The organism is Candidatus Avelusimicrobium luingense (assembly GCF_902757105.1).
Taxonomy (GTDB): domain Bacteria; phylum Elusimicrobiota; class Elusimicrobia; order Elusimicrobiales; family Elusimicrobiaceae; genus Avelusimicrobium; species Avelusimicrobium luingense.
On record NZ_CACVTK010000002.1, the window covers coordinates 317,414 to 336,100 of the forward strand.

At 44.0% G+C, this 18,687-nt stretch carries 18 protein-coding genes and 1 tRNA gene; 13 read left to right on the top strand and 6 right to left on the bottom strand.

The annotated features are described in order from the left end of the window. Nucleotide 1: 1 nt before the first annotated feature. Nucleotides 2–832 (top strand): deoxyribonuclease IV, encoded by an 831-nt coding sequence (locus tag ACQY3H_RS02960; protein ID WP_428074700.1) that lies wholly within the window; start codon nucleotides 2–4, stop codon nucleotides 830–832. On the opposite strand, the gene ACQY3H_RS02965 is transcribed toward ACQY3H_RS02960, so the two are convergent. Both ACQY3H_RS02965 and ACQY3H_RS02970 read right to left on the bottom strand, forming a co-directional pair. After that, nucleotides 801–1,526 carry a class I SAM-dependent methyltransferase gene (locus ACQY3H_RS02965; protein WP_428074702.1) on the bottom strand — a complete coding sequence of 242 codons (726 nt, stop codon included), beginning with the start codon at nucleotides 1,524–1,526 and terminating at the stop codon, nucleotides 801–803. The genes ACQY3H_RS02960 and ACQY3H_RS02965 overlap by 32 nt on opposite strands. 156 nt (nucleotides 1,527–1,682) lie before the next feature. After that, nucleotides 1,683–1,755, bottom strand: a tRNA-Ala gene (locus tag ACQY3H_RS02970). A gap of 74 nt (nucleotides 1,756–1,829) precedes the next feature. On the opposite strand from ACQY3H_RS02970, the gene ACQY3H_RS02975 reads away from it, so the two are divergent. Next, the gene (locus ACQY3H_RS02975) at nucleotides 1,830–3,164 is read left to right on the top strand and encodes an ArnT family glycosyltransferase (protein WP_428074704.1); all 1,335 of its coding nucleotides are present in this window, start codon (nucleotides 1,830–1,832) and stop codon (nucleotides 3,162–3,164) included. On the opposite strand, the gene ACQY3H_RS02980 is transcribed toward ACQY3H_RS02975, so the two are convergent. Together ACQY3H_RS02980 and ACQY3H_RS02985 are read right to left on the bottom strand one after the other, a co-directional pair. Continuing rightward, complete coding sequence (locus tag ACQY3H_RS02980; protein WP_428074706.1) at nucleotides 3,151–3,888, bottom strand: metallophosphoesterase family protein; 738 nt, start codon at nucleotides 3,886–3,888, stop codon at nucleotides 3,151–3,153. The genes ACQY3H_RS02975 and ACQY3H_RS02980 overlap by 14 nt on opposite strands. Next, on the bottom strand, nucleotides 3,888–7,370 hold the full coding sequence (locus tag ACQY3H_RS02985; protein ID WP_428074708.1) for an AAA family ATPase: 3,483 nt from the start codon (nucleotides 7,368–7,370) through the stop codon (nucleotides 3,888–3,890). The genes ACQY3H_RS02980 and ACQY3H_RS02985 overlap by 1 nt, the downstream gene beginning before the upstream one ends. A gap of 216 nt (nucleotides 7,371–7,586) precedes the next feature. Here ACQY3H_RS02985 and ACQY3H_RS02990 point away from each other — a divergent pair, with 216 nt between their 5' ends. Continuing rightward, nucleotides 7,587–7,811, top strand: a complete 225-nt coding sequence (locus ACQY3H_RS02990) for a hypothetical protein (RefSeq protein ID WP_428074710.1) — start codon at nucleotides 7,587–7,589, stop codon at nucleotides 7,809–7,811. 105 nt (nucleotides 7,812–7,916) lie between these two features. Here the strand turns inward: ACQY3H_RS02990 and ACQY3H_RS02995 are convergent, their stop codons facing one another. After that, entirely contained in the window at nucleotides 7,917–8,942 is a 1,026-nt protein-coding gene (locus tag ACQY3H_RS02995; protein ID WP_428074712.1) for a glycosyltransferase family 2 protein, read from the bottom strand. 9 nt (nucleotides 8,943–8,951) lie between these two features. Next, nucleotides 8,952–9,920 (bottom strand): glycosyltransferase, encoded by a 969-nt coding sequence (locus ACQY3H_RS03000; RefSeq protein WP_428074714.1) that lies wholly within the window; start codon nucleotides 9,918–9,920, stop codon nucleotides 8,952–8,954. A gap of 214 nt (nucleotides 9,921–10,134) precedes the next feature. Here ACQY3H_RS03000 and hpf point away from each other — a divergent pair, with 214 nt between their 5' ends. From hpf to lepA, 10 genes are read left to right on the top strand one after another with little or no spacing between them, the layout of a single operon-like run. Beyond that, nucleotides 10,135–10,686: a ribosome hibernation-promoting factor, HPF/YfiA family gene (gene hpf, locus ACQY3H_RS03005; protein ID WP_428074716.1), complete on the top strand. Its 552-nt coding sequence runs from the start codon at nucleotides 10,135–10,137 to the stop codon at nucleotides 10,684–10,686. A 12-nt stretch (nucleotides 10,687–10,698) separates the two neighbouring features. Continuing rightward, complete coding sequence (gene hprK / locus ACQY3H_RS03010; RefSeq protein WP_428074718.1) at nucleotides 10,699–11,655, top strand: HPr(Ser) kinase/phosphatase; 957 nt, start codon at nucleotides 10,699–10,701, stop codon at nucleotides 11,653–11,655. After that, nucleotides 11,645–12,502 carry an RNase adapter RapZ gene (gene rapZ / locus ACQY3H_RS03015; RefSeq protein WP_428074720.1) on the top strand — a complete coding sequence of 286 codons (858 nt, stop codon included), beginning with the start codon at nucleotides 11,645–11,647 and terminating at the stop codon, nucleotides 12,500–12,502. Before hprK ends, rapZ begins: the two co-directional genes overlap by 11 nt. A 2-nt stretch (nucleotides 12,503–12,504) precedes the next feature. Beyond that, on the top strand, nucleotides 12,505–12,912 hold the full coding sequence (locus ACQY3H_RS03020) for a PTS sugar transporter subunit IIA (RefSeq protein ID WP_428074722.1): 408 nt from the start codon (nucleotides 12,505–12,507) through the stop codon (nucleotides 12,910–12,912). Then, entirely contained in the window at nucleotides 12,912–13,388 is a 477-nt protein-coding gene (locus ACQY3H_RS03025) for a PTS sugar transporter subunit IIB (RefSeq protein WP_428074724.1), read from the top strand. The genes ACQY3H_RS03020 and ACQY3H_RS03025 overlap by 1 nt, the downstream gene beginning before the upstream one ends. Further along, complete coding sequence (locus tag ACQY3H_RS03030) at nucleotides 13,378–13,983, top strand: PTS sugar transporter subunit IIC (protein WP_428074726.1); 606 nt, start codon at nucleotides 13,378–13,380, stop codon at nucleotides 13,981–13,983. The genes ACQY3H_RS03025 and ACQY3H_RS03030 overlap by 11 nt, the downstream gene beginning before the upstream one ends. 3 nt (nucleotides 13,984–13,986) lie before the next feature. After that, nucleotides 13,987–14,811, top strand: a complete 825-nt coding sequence (locus ACQY3H_RS03035; protein ID WP_428074728.1) for a PTS system mannose/fructose/sorbose family transporter subunit IID — start codon at nucleotides 13,987–13,989, stop codon at nucleotides 14,809–14,811. 7 nt (nucleotides 14,812–14,818) lie between these two features. Beyond that, a complete protein-coding gene (locus tag ACQY3H_RS03040; RefSeq protein ID WP_428074730.1) occupies nucleotides 14,819–15,088 on the top strand; it encodes an HPr family phosphocarrier protein in 270 nt (89 codons plus the stop codon). Further along, nucleotides 15,089–16,831, top strand: a complete 1,743-nt coding sequence (gene ptsP, locus ACQY3H_RS03045; protein ID WP_428074732.1) for a phosphoenolpyruvate--protein phosphotransferase — start codon at nucleotides 15,089–15,091, stop codon at nucleotides 16,829–16,831. Beyond that, nucleotides 16,818–18,647: a translation elongation factor 4 gene (lepA, locus tag ACQY3H_RS03050; protein ID WP_428074734.1), complete on the top strand. Its 1,830-nt coding sequence runs from the start codon at nucleotides 16,818–16,820 to the stop codon at nucleotides 18,645–18,647. Before ptsP ends, lepA begins: the two co-directional genes overlap by 14 nt. Nucleotides 18,648–18,687 lie beyond the last annotated feature (40 nt).

Here is an 18,687-nt window from a genome sequence, read left to right on the forward strand (position 1 = left end):
TATGTTCTATATCGGATGTCATTTATCCTCATCGGACGGTTTTGAAGCCATGGGCAAAACCGCGCTTCAAATCAACGCAAACACTTTTCAATTTTTTACGCGCAATCCGCGTGGCAGCAAAGCCAAACCCATTGATCCGCAAGATGCGGCTGCGCTGTGCAAACTGTTAAAAGAAAATCATTTTGCTCCTATTATCGCCCATGCCCCTTACACCTTAAACCCGGCTTCGGCCGAAGCCAAAACGCGTGAATTTGCCTTAATGACCATGCAAGATGATTTACAACGCATGGAATATGTGCCGGGCAACTTATATAACTTCCACCCGGGCAGCCACGTCGGACAAGGGGTAGAAAAAGGCACCCAATTTATCGTAGAACTGTTAAATGAAATTTTAACGCCGACACAGACAACCACCGTTTTATTGGAAACGATGGCGGGCAAGGGAAGTGAAATCGGCAGCAAGTTTGACGAACTTAAACGCATTTTAGACGGTGTAAAATTAAACAGGAAAATGGGTGTTTGTTTAGATACTTGCCACGTCAGCGACGCCGGATACAATTTAACAAAATTAGACGATGTATTAACCGAATTTGATAAACAAATCGGCCTTTCTTTATTAAAGGCCATTCACCTAAACGACAGTCTAAACCCCGTAGGGGCGCACAAAGACCGCCACGCGGTTATCGGCGGCGGTACAATCGGCACGGAAATACTGGCCGGCGTTATCAATCATCCTGCCTTAAAAAATTTACCGTTCTGTTTGGAAACCCCTAATGATTTGGACGGTTACGCGCGTGAAATTAAACTTTTGCGCGGGTTGTATCACGATTAGTTTTTACTACCAACATTAAACTGTATCCACCGATAAAAAATGCGGGCAACGCATGCGGCAACCAATGCGCCATTTTGCGGATACACATACCGATACGGCTCTTAAAATGTGTCAATTCCGGTGGGCGCTCTACATATTTATTAGTGTAATGGGAAGAAAGAATTTGACAGTTGTTTTCCCTCAAAAATTTTCGTAATGAACGTGCCGTAAAAAAATGAATATGTCCAACGGTTTTTCGCTCGCGCTCTAATAGCGACGGAAACAAAAACGAACGGACAGACAAATCCAGCGGAACATGTAATACAAGCAGCGGCGCACGCGCCGTTAATTTTTTAAGCCATGCACTCGGATCATCCACGTGTTCAATCACATCAATAGCCAGGGCTAAATCAAACGGCCCTGCGGGTGGTTCGTCCGCGCACACAAAGCGGACGTTTTCCAACGCGTTTTTTTGTGCCAGTGCGTTGGCTTGCGGAGAGATATCCCAACCAACAAATTGCGTTTTCGGTTCTTTTTTCCCCCACGCTTTGATAATATCCCCACTGCCGCAACCGCCGTCCAATATACGCATTAAATGACTTACATGTGCTTTTTTTAATGCACGCAAAATGTGAGACAATTTCCATGAAGCATCTTCGGCATGCCAAGAAGGATTATTTGCTAGATAAGAGCCGTCCGTATATTGGTTTTGCATATAAGGTATTATATGAAAAAAGCCGCTTAAAAGCGGCTTTCAAATTTTGGACCTGACGAAGACCCAACTTGCGACCTTGCGCCGCAACGGCGTTGCCGTAGCGCCTGCATGTCTGGCCAAATTAAAAAGCCCCGCTTTCGCGGAGCTTTCAAATTTTGGACCTGACAAGGATCGAACTTGCGACCTCCTGCATGCCATGCAGGCGCTCTCCCAGCTGAGCTACAGGCCCGTTATGTATTTATTATATCAGTTTTAATAAAAAAGTGCAAATCAATGCAGAACCTAATTTAATACAATAAACTTATGGCGTGGTATAAAGATAAAATTTTATGGACGATAATAGCCGTGGCGGGAGCAATTAAATGCGCCATGCTACTTTATCTATACTTTTTCGGGCCACTCGGGGAAGAAGTCCTTGTATTTCCCGATTCACTCACCTATGTTTATCCCGCGCAAACGTTGCTTACATACGGGCAACTGTGGGAAGCCGTTTCCGTCAACCCGCTATTGTTACGCACGCCGGGATATCCGGTCTTTTTGGCATTCATACAACTTATTAGCGGCAATATGACATGGGCCGTTGCTGTTGTACAAAATATATTATCACTCGCGCTTTTACTGCCTGTTTATTTAACCGCGCGCCGTTTGGCAACTGTAACCGCTGCGCGTTGGAGTGCTGCATTTTGCGCGGCAAGTGTGTTATATTTCTCGCTTTCTTTTGCCGTACTTACCGAAGTAGCATGCGTGTTTTTGCTCGCCTGGTTTATTTTTTTAACGGTGCGATGGGTGCAAGAATTTCACGCACGTGATTTATTCGGCGCCGCCTTGTTATTAACGGCGGCCGTATATGTACGTCCGGCCGCGTATTATTTTGTACCGGTAGCGTGTTTATTTTTCTTTGCTTTGGGCGTGTGGAAAAAATCAGCCGTACCGGTAAAACAAACGCTTTTGTATTTTTTAGCACCGTCTGTTTTGCTAATCGGCGCGTGGCAAGTGCGTAATTTTTATCAAACCGGATATAGTGGTTTTACGTCAGTCGGAGCGTATAACTTATACATTTGGAACGAAGATTTTGTGGCCAAAGAAAAACAAATTTCCGTGGCGCAAGCACACGATATATTAGAAAAAAACTTGCCAGACAATTTTGAAAAATTATCCGTCAAAACGCAAGTGCAAACATATAAGAAATTAGCCGCACCGCTACTTAAACAAAGTTGGAAATATAAATTATCGCGCGTTCCCGTGTGGGCGGGAAAAGTGTTATTGGGAACCAATCATGTTCACCTATCCCGACTTATTTTCGGGCAGGCAGATGAACCGGAAAAAGCACTCAATCAAACTTCCGCTCTACCCAAAGCATGGCTGATAACAGGCACCGAAAAAATACTCTTTTTGCTGGCGTTTTTACAAGTAATGAGTGTAGTGCTGCTGGGGATAATCGGGTTAGTTTCACTTTGCAAGACACAACCGATAACGGCTATATTCTTCGTCGTATATATGGGTTATTTCTGGGCGATTAGTTCTACTTTTTTAGGAGCGTATGCACGTTTTCGCGCGCCGTTTGAAATAGTGTTGTGCATCGGGGCGGGGATAGCGGTAGCGACCTATCTTTCACCCCTAAAAACTAATAACCGATAGCCAAACTTTCAATCAAGAAGGATGGAAATTTATAACGACGCATTTTTTCTTGCGTAATGCGCACATCATACGATTGGCGCAAAAAGCGAAATGTATGGGCTTGTGTATCCCAAATGCCGAAAGCGGCTTGCGGATTTTTATCGCGCGGCTTGCCGACGGCCCCGGGGTTAATGACATAGCGCGATTGTTTGGTAAATGTAATCGTTACGTCGTCTTTGGTACACAATGCTACCGTACAATTACGCGCGGTACCTTTCATGGAAAAAGGCAAGTGTGTATGCCCCACGAAACAAACAATTCCTTCCCATAACGATTGATATTTCAAAAACTGTTTGGTACTGGTAAAATATTCTTTAATCGGGTCTGCCGGCGTGCCATGCACCACACAAAAACTGGGCATCTGCACGATAGGTGGCAACGTGGCCAAAAGAGACGAAGAACGGGCCGAGAGCAACTTGCGGCTTTTTTCTAACGCCATAGAAGCATCGTAATTGAAGAATGCTTCCAGTTGCGGCTCGTTAAGGGCGGCATCGTGATTCCCTTGCACGATAGCCAACAACGGTAAATCTAAAATTTTTTGGACGCATGCCTCCGGGTCGGGCCCGTAACCGATAATATCACCGCAGAAAATAAATTTTTCTACGCCTTCTTTTTCAAATCGTTCCAAGCACGCATTGAGTGCTTCCAAATTCCCGTGAACGTCTGTAAACACACCGATTTTCATTAGGCCTCCGCCATGGCTTCAATGGCTTCTTTCTTTTTAATGTCTTCGGGGTTCGCTCTATCCGCCAAATTGACCGACATCACTTTAGACACCCCGCTTTCTTCCATGGTAATACCGTAAAGCATACGGGCGGCTTCCATGGTGCGTTTGTTGTGTGTAACGACGATAAATTGTGTCGTTTTGGAAAATTCTTTAATCAAATTGACGTAACGTTCCACGTTGGCTTCGTCCAAGGCGGCATCGGCTTCGTCCATAATACAGAACGGTGACGGATTATGCGTGAAAAATGCAAACAGAAGCGACATCGCCGTAAGTGTTTTTTCACCGCCGGACATAGATGAAATATTTAACAGTTTTTTACCCGGCGGCTGGGCAAAAATTTCAATACCCGTTTCCAACAAATTATCGGGTTGCGTAAGCACCAAATCGCACTCGCCGCCGCGGAAAAGCGTTTGGTAAATATTCTTAAAGTGCATACGTACCTGATCAAACGTATAACGGAAATTTTCACGCGTAGTTTGATTGATTTTATTAATGGCCGATTTCAAATCTTTCTTGGCACTTTCCAAATCGTTGATTTGGGTTTTTAAGAAATTATTGCGTTCGGTCAGCGCATCATATTCTTCCGGTGCGGTCATATTGACAGCGCCCATGTTTTCAATACGTTTGCGCATCATTTTTACGCGTTCGTAATCTACCGTTTTTTCGCCGTAATTCAGTTGCGCTTCTTCGGGCGTGATGTTCCAACTTTCAAACAAATTATTCACTACCGTAGTGCGTTGGCGCCGCGCGTTGGAAAGAGCGTTTTCCAAATCGTTCTTTTTGATAGTTACGTCGGATAATTCCTTTTTGCACGCATTAAGCGCGGTTGTTTTTTCGTTAAATTCTTTTTTAAGCGCTTCCATTTCGCCGCGCATTTTATGCTCGGTCAGTTCCAATTGCGCCAAGGTATCGCGCTCGGTAGATAACTTGGCTTGGGTGGTCAGTTTTTCTTCAGCTAAATGTTGCAAACGAACATTGGATGACGCAATTTTTTCGTTGCGTTTACCTTCGCTGTCGGTTAAACTGTTAAATTCAAATTCGGTTGATTTTAAATCCAACTCTACATTATTCTTTTTAATACGCACGTCGTAAAGTTGCGCGCTTAATGCATTGAGTGTATTTTTAAGCGTTTCGGCTTGAGCGCGTAATTCCACTTGTGATTTTTTAAGCGTTTCGCCTTGCTCTTGAATTTGCGCATGACGTGTTTTTAATTCTTCTAATTGTTTCTTAAGTGCGGCAACCGTCTGTTTACGGTTGTCCACACGCAAGGTAATCTCTTTCTTACGCTTAGCCGCCAATTCTAATTCCTGTTTGAGTTGTGCAATTTCCCGTTCGGCATTCGCACGTTCGTTTTGCACCGTATTAAGTGCCACGGCGGTTTCTTGCAAGTTAGTGCGTAAAGTTTTTAAATTTTCTTCTGCTTTTTTAAGAGACTCGTAGTTTGCGATAATTTGCGAAGACAGTTTTTCTTCTTCGGCAGCGGCACTTTCCATTTCGCCGCGGACGGTTTCTTCTTCGCCCCAATAGGCTTCCGGCGCGCGGACGTTTTCCGCCCCGCCGCCCACGAAAAAGGTTTCTTGCACCGTTCCGTCGTTATATCCGGTATTACCGATAATAAAATCAATTAAATCTTCCAACTCTTTTTTATATGTAATTTGCGTTTTAAGCGCATTGGCTACGGCATGTGTTTTACTGGACGGCACATTGGCAAGCACAATAAATTTGGCACGTGCCTTACCATGTTCTTTTAGTAACGTAACGGCAGCGTTGACCGTTTTTTCGTCGGAACAAAGCACCGCATCTAAATATTTACCGAAGGCTTCTTCAACGGCCACCCCCAATTTAGCCGGATATTTGAGCGCCTTACGAAGCGTCCCTTTCACGCCGGCAAGGCCGCTCTTGCTGACCAGTTGCGCACCTACCCAGTAGGGATCGTTCTTACCTTGAATCTGAATCATTTCTAATTTCGTTTTCAAGGCCGAGGCGGTTGATTTAACAGCGGATAATTTTTCATTTAATGCAGCACGCTCTTGTTGCAACTGTTGCAAGGAAGTTTCGGCTTTGGAAATATCTTCGCGCGCTTTTGTATCGGCCTGTTGGGCAGCTGAAAAACGAGTAGCAATTTCTTGTAGTTTAGTTTCTTTTTCGGCAAGTCCTTGGCTTTGGGCTTGGCTCGCTTTTTCGGCGGCGATTAAATCTTCGTTTTCACGTTGAGCAGAAGATTCTTCCAAGGAAATACGATTGGAAACTTCCATCTGCTTTTGCACCAAATTCATCAGTTCGCCCGATAACCGTTGCACATCGCTTTCGGCTTGGCGCAATTTGTTTTCCAACTCTTGCGCTTGGGCAGTTTGCGTATTGTAATTTTGTTGCAAAGGAGTTAATTGTGCCGTAACCGCGGATAGTTGTTCTTTGAGTTTGGCAATCGTCGGAACTAATTCTTTCAGGCGGCTTTGCCCACGTTGGGCTTCGGCGCCGGATGCGGAAATTTGTGCGGTCAGTTCGGCCGTCAAATTATCACAGTTTTTAATGGCCCCTTCCAACAAACCCACTTGATATTTGCTGGCCGAAATTTTTTCGTTAAACTCCGCCATCTCTTTTTGCTTGTGCGTTAAATTCAAGTCCAACGCTGCCGTAGCGCCTTCTTGGGCAGAAATACGGTTTTCCAAATCGTTTTGCTTGGTAACCAGCGGATCTAACTCAGCGGTGTGTTTGGCAATCAAAGCGTCGGCTTCTTTAATAGAGCAAACGGAAATAGCGATTTCGCTTTCTTTTAACTCGTCGCGGTATTTTTGATACAAGCGTGCTTTTTTGGCTTCGCTGTCTAACTTTTTAATTTGCTCTTGAATCAGCGCGACCGTATCGGCCAACCGAGCAAGGTCCAAATCTACACGTTCCAAACGGCGCACACATTCTTCGCGCTTGGCTTTGTATTTGGATACGCCGGCTACTTCTTCAAACATTTCGCGGCGTTGTTCGGGGGAGGCGGAAAGCACACTTTCTACGCCGCCCTGGTCAATAATAGCATATCCTTCTCCGCCGATACCGGTATCTAAAAACAAATCGCGGATATCGCGCAAGCGGCATTGTACTTTGTTCAAATAGTACTCGCTTTCGCCGGAGCGGAAGATTTTGCGCGTAACGGTAATTTCATTAAAATCTAACGGAAGTTGGCGCGAAGCATTATCAAATACCATACTTACTTGCGCCATATTTAAGGGAGCGCGTTTAGCCGTACCGTTGAAGATAATATCCACCATAGACGCGGAACGCAAGGCTTTCCAACTCATCTCGCCGATGGTCCAACGCACCGAATCAATCACGTTTGATTTACCGCAGCCGTTCGGACCGACTACGCAAGTAATACCGGGTTCAAAATCTAAGCGGGATTTATCCGCAAACGACTTAAACCCCATAATTTCTATGGCTTTTAGATACATAAACTCCCCTATACTATATGTAAGATTATACCATTTTCCCTATATAATATAGGTAAAAACCCGTTTTTTATACTATTACGCGTACGGGAAAATTCCTTTTCGAGTGAGCATCGTCTAAAAAAAACGCTTGCAAAAAATTATTTTTTTTATTACACTTGATTTGTACGTTAGTGTACGTTAATATTAACGACTATTCCTTATAAGGAGGAGTTTAACATGGCAGAAAAAGTAGAAAAAGTAGGCTTGAAACGCGAAGAAGGTTTCTTGTACTACATCGACAAAGACGGTGATATCGCTCGTGTACAAATGGCCCGCGGTGGCAAAAAAGGCGGTAAACCGAAAAAAGTAGAAAAAACCGGTATTAAAAAAGAAAAAGGATATCTCTATTTCTTAGATAAGAAAGGTGATATCTCCAGAGCCAAAATGGTAAACGCCAAATAAGTTTACGTTTTGCAGAAACACCCCGACGAAAGTCGGGGTGTTTTCTTTGGGAAAAGGAAAACTCCTGTCTGAGGGGTGTTTTCTTTGGGAAAAGGAAAAATTTTTTTATTTTTTACGGCGTTTGAATTGACAGATATGATGCCCGAACAAAAAGACGTGCTTGTAATCTTTAATATTAGTCAAACAAAATACCCACTTCCAACCTGTTAATATTTCGCCGTTGACAAGTTGAATGGTTTTGCCGCGTTGCACCTCCGTCATCAGCGCGGACGGATGATCAAATTTGGCAGATGTTAGCACCGCGCGGAAATCGCCGCAGGTTTGTGCGGTTTGTTTGTGACTTAATTTTAACGACAGGAAAAACATTTGCTTAAATGCAATTTGTAAATAAGGTTGATATTCTTTCCACAATGCATGCTTTTTATAAAAATCAACCAATGCTCCAAACACACGCGCGAAATTGCCCGCGTACGAAATATCGCCCCGGTACAATTTACCAAAAACCGAACTGTCGCGTTGGACGTAGTTATACCAATATTCATTGATAAACAACATCTGTTTTACATACGGTGCGTAACTCCAATAAAAGCCGTTATCTTCAAAAAGACCTTGTGTAAAAACGATTTGATTATTCTGTATAATCGTCCGCTTAAATGCTTTGTTCCACACGGTAACGGTCGTTTCTCCCAACAAAGCCGGTGTTGCCGTTTTTTTACCTTCTTGTTTAATACGGTGATAACTTTTCGCCGTACGCATCCATTCCAAATCTTGTTCGGAAACAATGTTTGCGCCCCAACAAATTAATTCGCATGAATTATCTAACGCCTGTAAAATTTTTTCTACCGCGCCGGGAACAAGAGTATCGTCCGGATCGCAAAAAGTGATCCATTCCCCACGGGCTTTTCCCAAAGCAGCATTACGCGCGCTGGCAATTCCTCCGTTTTGCTGGCGGATAATTTGGAGCGTGGGATACTTTTGTTGGTATTGTTGCAAAATAGAAATACTGTCATCGGGAGAGCCATCATCTACGCAAATTACTTCTACATCCGCGGGAACGGGGAAAATACTGTCCAAACACGCAGCGAGTGTTTCTTGACTTTTGTACACGGGGATAATGATAGAAAGACGCATGTTTACTCCTTAGCGAAAACAACGGCTCCAAAAAATCATACTGTTTGGGCCACACCCTTTTACCAAACCAAACAAGGTGCGCCACCGCAACCATGCCAATCCGGTACAAGACGGAATTTCTTGCGCGGCGGCTGCCCATGCTTGCATAATAAGCGGGCGGTGCTTATCGCAAAATTCCGGCGGGAATTTATGAAAACGCGCTACACTCCACACCACCGATTTTATCCATAAATTTGCCACTTGCGCATTCCATTTATTACGCGCGTGTAATTGCGTGGCAAGATCTATCAAATTCGCAAGTAAATCTACGGCCATTTTTTGGCTGTTAGCGGTAATGGCTCCGCTTACTCCTTTGCGATACAAATATAAAGGTTCCGGCACATAAACAATAGCATTAGCAGCCATAAAAGATTGTACGACAAACGGCAAATCTTCGGCCACGTGCCCCGGACGAAATTGTAATTTGTTTTCTATTAAAAAGGTGCGACGGAATAATTTACCCCATACAACGGAATCATAATAACCGGCGGAAAAACGTGCTTGCCATGTATCGTCAGGACGCATGTAAAAACGGCTGCTGCAATTAGCGGCAGAACAAATGTCATTTTCATCAATCTCTTGAAAAAAACATTTAGAAATATCGGCCTGTTCTTTTTCGGCCGCTACATATAATTTTTCCAAATACTCCGGTAAGACTTTATCATCCGCATCCACAAATGCGATATATTTTCCTTGTGCTTCTTGGATAAGGCGGTTGCGCGCCACAGCCACGCCGCCATTTTCTTGCGTAACGATTTTGAGGCGTTTTTCCTGCGTTGCGAGTTGTTGCAAAATTTCCGCGGAATTATCGGTGGATCCGTCGTTTAAGCAAATAATTTCAATATCGGAAAATGTTTGTTTGGATAACATATCCACACACGATTTAATATATTTTTGTGCATTATAAACAGGGATAAGTACCGATATTTTTGGTTGCATAATTACTCCGCGAAATAACGCTTTTATTGTACTAAATTTCCTAATTCTCTTGATTTCTCTTTATTTTCTTTTACACTATAACCATAAGGAGAAACATCAAAGATATCTAACATCCCCCCCTACGCGCGAACGCGCGCATAATTGACAGCCGCCCCCGTAAATGTTTTAATACTACTACGGGGTAAAATTCCCGTAACTGATTATTGGAGGACTTATGGATATTAAAATTACGGCCAAAAACATTAAATTAACTCCGGCCATTAAAGACTTTATCAATACCCGCGTGGGCAAAATTGAAAATTTCTTTGACAATATCGTTTCCGCCCAAGTATTGATTTCGGTAGAAAAGAAAATTCACCAAAAAGCGGAAATTATCTTGCACACCGGAGCCAAAACCACCATTAACGCCAGCGCCGTAGAAAGCAATCTCTACAAAGCCATTGATGCGGCCGCCGTTAAAGCCGAAGCGCAAGCCAAAAAAATTAAAAACAAAGCCAAAGCGCGCAAAACCACGAAAAAATCGGTCAAAATGGTAGAGATGGAACCTTTTACCGATACCGTATTATTGCCGCAAACGGACGTGAAATTCTCCGTCATCAAGCAAGTGGAAGTCTTGCCGATGAATCCGGAAGATGCCGCGTATGAAATGGAACGCTTAGGTTATTCGTTCTGGATTTTCTTAGACGAAGATTCCAAACAAATTAACTTAATTTTCAAACGATTAGACGGCACGTTTGGCCTTATCAAACCGATTAAGAAAAAATAAGTCGGAGTGTCAATGGAATTTACCAAGTCCATTACCGTAGCAGAACTACTCCAAGTTAAGCGACTTAACTTGGAGTTGGTCTGCGGGAAACGTTATATTCAACGCGAGATTACGTTAGGCAGCGTCAACCGCCCGGGTCTTGCGTTGAGTGGGCACTTGGATAATTTCCGCGCCAAATCGGTACAAGTATTTGGACGCGGCGAATATGCGTTTTGCCAAAAAGAAAATAAAACGCGCTTGCGCGCCAACATTACCAAAATGCTCAGCGAAGGATACGTGCCGTGCGTTATTATGACGGCCGATTTAACACCGCCTGCCGCTGTACGCAAAGCCTGTTTAGGGGCAGACGTCCCTGTATTAAAAACGTCTATGGAATCTTCCGCCTTTGTAGCGGAATTTTCCCGCTTTTTAGATGAAAAATTGGCTCCCGTTACCCATGTTCACGGCGTTTTGGTGGACGTAAGCGGTATGGGGGTGCTTATCCGCGGAGAATCCGGCATCGGCAAAAGCGAGTGTGCGTTGGAGTTAATCAAACGCGGACACATTTTAGTAGCCGATGATGTGGTAGAAATTCAAAAAAGCCGCGGGCGTTATTTGGTCGGCTCCTGCCCCACGATGCTCAAACATTATATGGAAGTACGTGGATTAGGAATTTTGGACGTACCGCTTTTGTTCGGTGTCGGCTCTACGTTAGACGAAACAAAAATTGATATGGAAGTGGTGCTGACTTCTCCTACCAAAGAACCGTTAGACCGGTTGGGAGTCGAGCAGAAAACGACCGATATTTTAGGAGTGGAAATTCCTTGTTTAGGCTTACCCGTTACACCGGGGCGCAACTTGGCGGTTTTAATTGAAGTAGCCGCCCTAAACCAACAACTCAAAAGCCAAGGAATTTTTTCCGCCAAAGAATTTAGCCAGAAAATTTTAGACAAAATGAAGAAAGGAAACGGCAAACCTTATGTCAAATGAAAAAAGACGGTTATTTATTATTACCGGCATGAGCGGCGCAGGCAAATCACAAGCATTAAAAATGTTTGGTGATTTGGGATTTTATTGCGTGGATAATTTGCCGTTAGCCTTATTCAAAGATTTTATTAACTACGTCCGTCATAACGACGCCACCCGCGATATCGCCCTAGGCATAGACGTGCGCGAAGGCGACCGCTTAAAAGAAATGCCCGATTTGCTGGCCACATTGACGCACGATGAATTTACTATTAAAGTAATTTTTTTAGATGCGTCCGACGAGTGTTTAATTCGCCGTTTTTCCGAAACGAAACACAAACATCCGGTGCATAAAAAACTCGTAGCGGCTATTGCACACGAACGACAGGTAATGTCTCCCATCTTAAAATTAGCCAATGACATTATTGATACGTCCGGCTTAAAACTGGGAGAATTAAAAGAAAAACTATCCTCCTTACTTTCGCTTAAGCGCATGGGCGACATGCAGATTTCGGTGATGTCATTCGGATTCAAATACGGCTTGCCCAAAGAGTGCGATATCGTCATGGATGTGCGCTTTTTACCCAATCCGTTTTATGTACCCGAGTTAAAAGAAAAAACCGGCCTAGACCGCGAAGTACAAGAATATATTATGTCGTTTAAACAATCGCGGGAGTTTGCCGAAAAATTTGCTGATTTAATTAAATACTTAATTCCACAATATATAAAAGAGGGAAAAAGTTATTTAACAATTGCCATGGGATGTACCGGCGGCAAACACCGCAGCGTATTTATGGCACACAAGTTAGCAGAGTATTTGAATAAATTAAAATTAAGCGCCTCGGAATTCCACCGAGATATAGAGGTATAACTATGTTAAAAATCATTTTAGTTACACATGGTAATTTGGCTAAAGAGATGTTAGATACAGCCTCCCAAATTATCGGCAAACCGGCAGATGATGGTTTTGCTACTTTTGCAGTTACTACCACCGCTTCCGTAAAACAAGAAGCGGAAAAATTGCAAAAAGAATTAGCCACCTGCCAAGACGGGGCCATTATCCTAACGGATATTTTCGGCGGAAGCGCTACCAATATTTCACTTACAGCCAGCAAAGATTTGCCGAATTGCCATGTAATTACCGGGCTTAATTTAAGTATGCTTTTAACAGCGATGAACAGCCGTAAAAAATTATCCGCTAAAGAACTGGCGGAAAAAATTGAAGCCGACGGCAAACGCGCTGTTATTAACGCAACGGAATTACTTATTAAAGGATTGTAATGGCTATTGTTTTTACGCGGGTAGATGACCGGCTCATTCATGGTCAGGTGGTACAAGCATGGTTACCTCAACTCAATGTAGATGAGGTCATCATCCCTTGCACCAAAACAAACCGCGAAAACCTCAACCAAGGACTCCTACGTTTAAGTTTACCGTATGAATATGAACTCTCTATTTTAGACGTAGAAAAAGTAGCCAATCACGTAGCCAAATTTCCTAAAAAACGGTTTTTCTTGCTATTGTCTTGTTTGCAAGATTTAGCCGATACCATTACAAACGCCGTTCCGATACGGGCCGTTAATATCGGCGGTATGCACTTTAAGGAAGGGGCACAAAAATTAGCCGAGCACGTGTTTTTAGATACGCAAGACCGCAAATTATTAAAACTGGTGCACGATTTAGGCATTACCATTGAAACACGTGCCGTACCTAACGATACGACATTATCTGTAAGCGAGGTATTAGATGAGCATTGAGTTGTGGCTATTGTGTATATTTGGTGCCTTGCTGGAATTAGATACCGCCTATGCGTTTCAATTAACGTTTTCCCGTGGAATTATCGCCGGACCGTTGTTGGCATTACTTACCGGAGATTTTGCCACCGGCATACAAGCCGGCGTATTTGCCGAACTTCTTTTTTCCGATGTTAATCCGTTAGGGGCCATCTTGCCCCCCAGTGCCACCATCTGTTGTGCTATTACCGTGGCCTTGCATGCACTTGGTATAGAACTTTGTTACGCATTTATTGCAGCCGTGCTCGGCTCCTTACTGTTTATACGGGTAGAACATTATATCCGCAAACAACGGGTCAAATTTTTGCCGGTTTGGGAAGATAAAATCATGAAACGTCCCAAGGCGGTCACCCGTATTTTGTTTGATGAACTTTTACGGTGTTTCCTTATCAATTTTGTATTTTTAGCATTGTTTATCGGGTTAATCGGGGGCTTTCTCTCTTGGTTACAACCCCATATCAATCCGCGGGCATTTTTTGCTTGCCAATTTGCATTTATGGCCGTGCCATGGATCGGGTTAGCGTCGCTTATCCCGGAATTTCGGCTTAAAAAGAGGTAACGTATGAAATTCACGCAACAAGTCGGTTTTTTTATGCGCTCGTTCTTTTTGCAAGCCGGGTGGAATTACCAAAAATATCAAAATATAGGGTTATTGTTTATCATGCGGCCGTTTCTTAGCCGGTTATATAAAAAGGATCCGAAAAAATTAGAAGATGCCGTCGCTCGTTATCTGGCCACTTTTAATACCCAACCTATTTTAGCCTCGTTTTGTTTCGGGGCACTTGCTAAGCAAGAAGAACATATTGCCCATGCTCAAAATTTTGCCGAAACGCATGAAGAAACCCAAGCATGGAACACCATTAAACGCGGGCTGTCTATTACTACGGCTTCTATCGGTGATCGTTTGTTTTGGGGGACATTAAAACCCTTAACGTTATTACTGGCACTATTTATTTGGCTGGTACTGGGCGTACATATTTTTGAAAGCACGCCGGAACTTCCGCTGCCGTGCTTGTATATTTGGGCCGGTAGCATAGCGGCTTTTTTGGCCTTTAACGTAATTGCTTTATTTGTTAAATGGGAAGGATTTAAAACCAGTTATAAGGCTGTGTACGGGGCCTGTTACGGGCTTACCAGTTTTGACTGGAATAAAACAATTTACAATGCTAAAAAAATCGGATTGGTGTTAACCGTTGCCATGATTTTACTCGGTATTTATTATTACTTACGGGAATTTCAACAATCTATTGACGTACACTTTATTACCCGTGCCGTAATTGTGTTATTTTTCGTTTGTATTAGTTTTATTACGCGGCGGTTGCGTATTCCAAATATGTACTTATATTTGGCGGCAGTAGTCGTATTTAATCTAGTGTGTTATTTATAGGAGAAGTATGGTACAACACGATTTGAAAATTCTTAATCAACTTGGCTTACATGCCCGCCCTGCCGCGCTTATTGCTCAAACTGCCGGTAATTACGCGTGTAGCATTTCGCTCACCAAAGACGGCGTGCGCGTAGATGCCAAAAGCATCATGGGGGTCATGATGTTAGCCGCCGAACATGGCTCCACATTACACCTAACAACCGAAGGGAAAGACGAAAAAGAAGCGGCCAATGCTATAAAAGCGTTGTTTGAAAATAAATTTAATGAGGAATTTTAGATGCTTGTTTTGAAAGGAATTGCGGCCAGCCCGGGAATTTCTATTGGCCCAGCCGTACTTTTGCCGGGAGAAAATTTCGCATTGTCGCGCCAGTATATTGCCGATAACGAAATTCCCGCCGAAGTAAAAAAATTGGAAGAGGCTATCCGACAAACACTTACCGAGTTAGATAATTACGAACACAAAGTGTTGGACTCGCTTGGGGCGGAGTATGCCAATTTGATGTCCACGCATAAACTGATTTTGCAAGATCCGGCGTTCACTTCATCTATTATCCAGAAAATCAAAAACGAACAATTGTCCGCCCAAGCGGCTATTTTATTTACATTACAGGAATTCGCCGCGCAATTTCAAAAGATACAAGATCCGTTTTTCAAAGAACGCCGCAACGATTTATTTGACGTCGGCAAGCGGTTGGCTAACAATTTAACGGGTAGCCAAGATAATTTTTTAGCCTCTGTACAAAAACCGTCGCTGCTGGTGGCGCACAATTTATATCCGTCCGATACGATCAATCTACAAGAGCACCAAATTTTAGGTTTTTGTACGGACGTCGGCGGAAAAACAAGCCACACGGCTTTACTTGCACAAAGTTTGAATATTCCGGCAGTGGTCGGGTTATCTACGGCATCTAAAGATGTTCACGCCGGGGATACGTTAATTATTGACGGCGAAAACGGGTTACTGGTCATCAACCCGGACCGATACACCCTTTCCAATTACCGTAAGCTTCAGCGTGACTTGAAAAAGACGGAAGCCTTATTAAAAACGATCAATCATTTACCGGTGATTACGCAAGACGGGCGCCCGGTTAAACTGTTTGTCAATTACGATCCGCGCACCGATAAAAAAGATAATAAGCACCTTATTACAGACGGTTTGGGCTTACTGCGTACCGAGTTTATCTTTATGGGGACTCCGGTTCCCCCGTCGGAAGACGAACAATATAATATTTATTTGGCAACGGCCAAACGCTTTGATATGCGCCCGGTTACTATCCGTTTAGCCGATTTGGGTGCAGATAAAATGCCCGATTTCCCGTTAGACGAATTTGATCAAGACGAAAACCCGTTTATGGGTTGCCGCGGGATTCGGCTTTTCTTAAAAAATCCGGATTTATTAAAAACCCAACTGCGCGCCATTGTACGTACCGCGTGCGAAGTTCCGGCGCAACTGGGCATTATGATTCCGATGGTTTCTTCGGTGGAAGAAGTGCGCCACGTGCGAAAAGCCTTTAACGAAATTTTGGAAGACTTTGCCAAACAAGGCAAACGGCCCGTCAATAAAATTGCGCTGGGCGCGATGATTGAAGTACCGTCCGCGGCCATTGCATTAGATGGTATGATTAACGATTTAGATTTTATTTCCATCGGCACGAACGATTTAATCCAATACTTAATCGCGGTAGATCGCGTCAATCAAGAAGTGGCCCATTTATACGATCCGTGCCACCCGGCTGTTGCGCGGACGTTAAACCTAATTATCCAAACGGCGCATAAGCGCGGCAAGACCGTCAGCATTTGCGGGGAAATTGCTTCCGACACCAAAATGTTGCCGTTGTTACTGGGCTTAAACGTAGATGCGCTTTCCGTTACGCCGCGTATGTTTTTACGTGTAAAAAACAATATCAGAAATTCCAATTTTGAGCATTGTTCCGACTTGGCCCAAGCCGCTCTTTTAATGGGCAGTTCGGATGAAATCAGAAATTTAATTGAACAGAATAACGAAAATGAAAATCCGTAATTTTTCCATCGTGGCCCATATTGACCACGGCAAAACCACCTTATCCGACCGTATTTTAGAAGATACCGGCACCGTTCCCAAGCGCAAAATGCAAGCGCAATTATTAGACGGTATGGATCTGGAGCGCGAACGCGGCATCACTATTAAAGCCAAAGCCGTACGTATTGCCTATAAAGATTACATCTTAAATTTAATTGATACTCCCGGCCACGTTGATTTTTCTTACGAAGTGGCGCGCTCGTTGCGCGCGTGTGAAGGGGTGCTGCTCTTGGTGGACGCTTCGCAAGGGGTGGAAGCACAGACGGTAGCCCACGCGCATTTGGCGCAAAGTTTGGGGCTTAAAATCATCCCGGTGATGAATAAAGTAGATTTATCGCAATCGGATGCAGATGCTTCCGAAGAACAATTATGGGATATTTTGCGCGAACCCATTGAAGCCGAGCGCGTAAGCGCTAAAACCGGTATGGGTATTGAGCATTTATTAGACCGCATTATTGCCGATATCCCCGCCCCGCAAGGCAACCCCCATGCGCCGCTACGCGCGCTCATTTTTGATTCTTATTACGATCCGTTCCGCGGGGTAGTCATGTATGTCCGTTTGGTGGACGGCACACTTAAACCGGGCCAAACGATACAATTTATGTCTTCCGGCACCAGTTATAAAACGGAAGAAATCGGGTTTATGACCCCTAAACAACTTCACAAGTGCGACCAATTATCCGCAGGCGAAGTGGGTTATTTAGTCGCCGGGATTAAAGATATTCACCAAGTAAAAGTAGGCGATACGGTGACACTGGCCGAACGGCCCGCCACCGAAGCACTGCCCGGGTACGCAGAAGCAAAACCCGTCGTGTTCGCCTCTATCTTCCCGGTGGAAACAACCGATTTTCCGCTCCTTCGCAAAGCACTTGAAAAACTGAATTTGTCCGATTCGTCTTTTCACTACCAAAGTGAAACATCCAAAGCGCTCGGGTTTGGTTTTCGGTTAGGGTTTATGGGTATTTTGCACATTGAAATTGTGAAAGAACGGTTGGAGCGCGAGTTTAACTTGTCGCTGATTGCCACCAGCCCTAACGTCGTATATCACGTTAAATTCACGTCGCGCAAATCGCACCCGCAGGAACTGGCCGCCCTGCCCGACGCACCGGACGACCCCGGATATAAAATTATTGATAATCCGGCCAATTTCCCGCCGCACGGCGATATTATTGATATTAAAGAGCCCGTCATCCACATTACGATTGTAACGCCGGTGGAATTTATGGACGGGGTCATGACACTCTTAAAAGAAAAACGCGGAACGTTTATGAATATGGACCACTTGTCCAACCAACGCGTGATTATCAAATATGAAATGCCGATGGGCGAAATGGTCATTGATTTTTACAACAAATTAAAATCGGTCTCCAAGGGTTATGCGTCATTTGATTATGAAGTGGCCGGATTTAGGAGTTCCGATGTCGTGTTAATGGAAATTTTACTGCACGGCTCGCCGGTAGATGCCTTGTCCGTAGTGGTGCATAAAGACAAAGCACAAACCATGGGACGCGCGCTCTGTGCCAAATTAAAAGAGTTAATCGGACGCCAACAATTTGAAGTGGCCGTACAGGCCGCCGTCAACGGCAAAGTGATCGCGCGCGAAACCATCCCCGCGTTCAGAAAAGACGTTATCGCCAAATGCTACGGCGGCGATATTACCCGCAAACGCAAATTATTAGAAAAACAAAAAGAAGGTAAAAAGCGGATGAAATCTATCGGCAGTCTCAATATTCCGCAAGAAGCGTTCGTGGCCATGCTTAAAATTGACGAAGAATAAAAAATCCCCGATACAATGTATCGGGGGTTTTAATAAATCA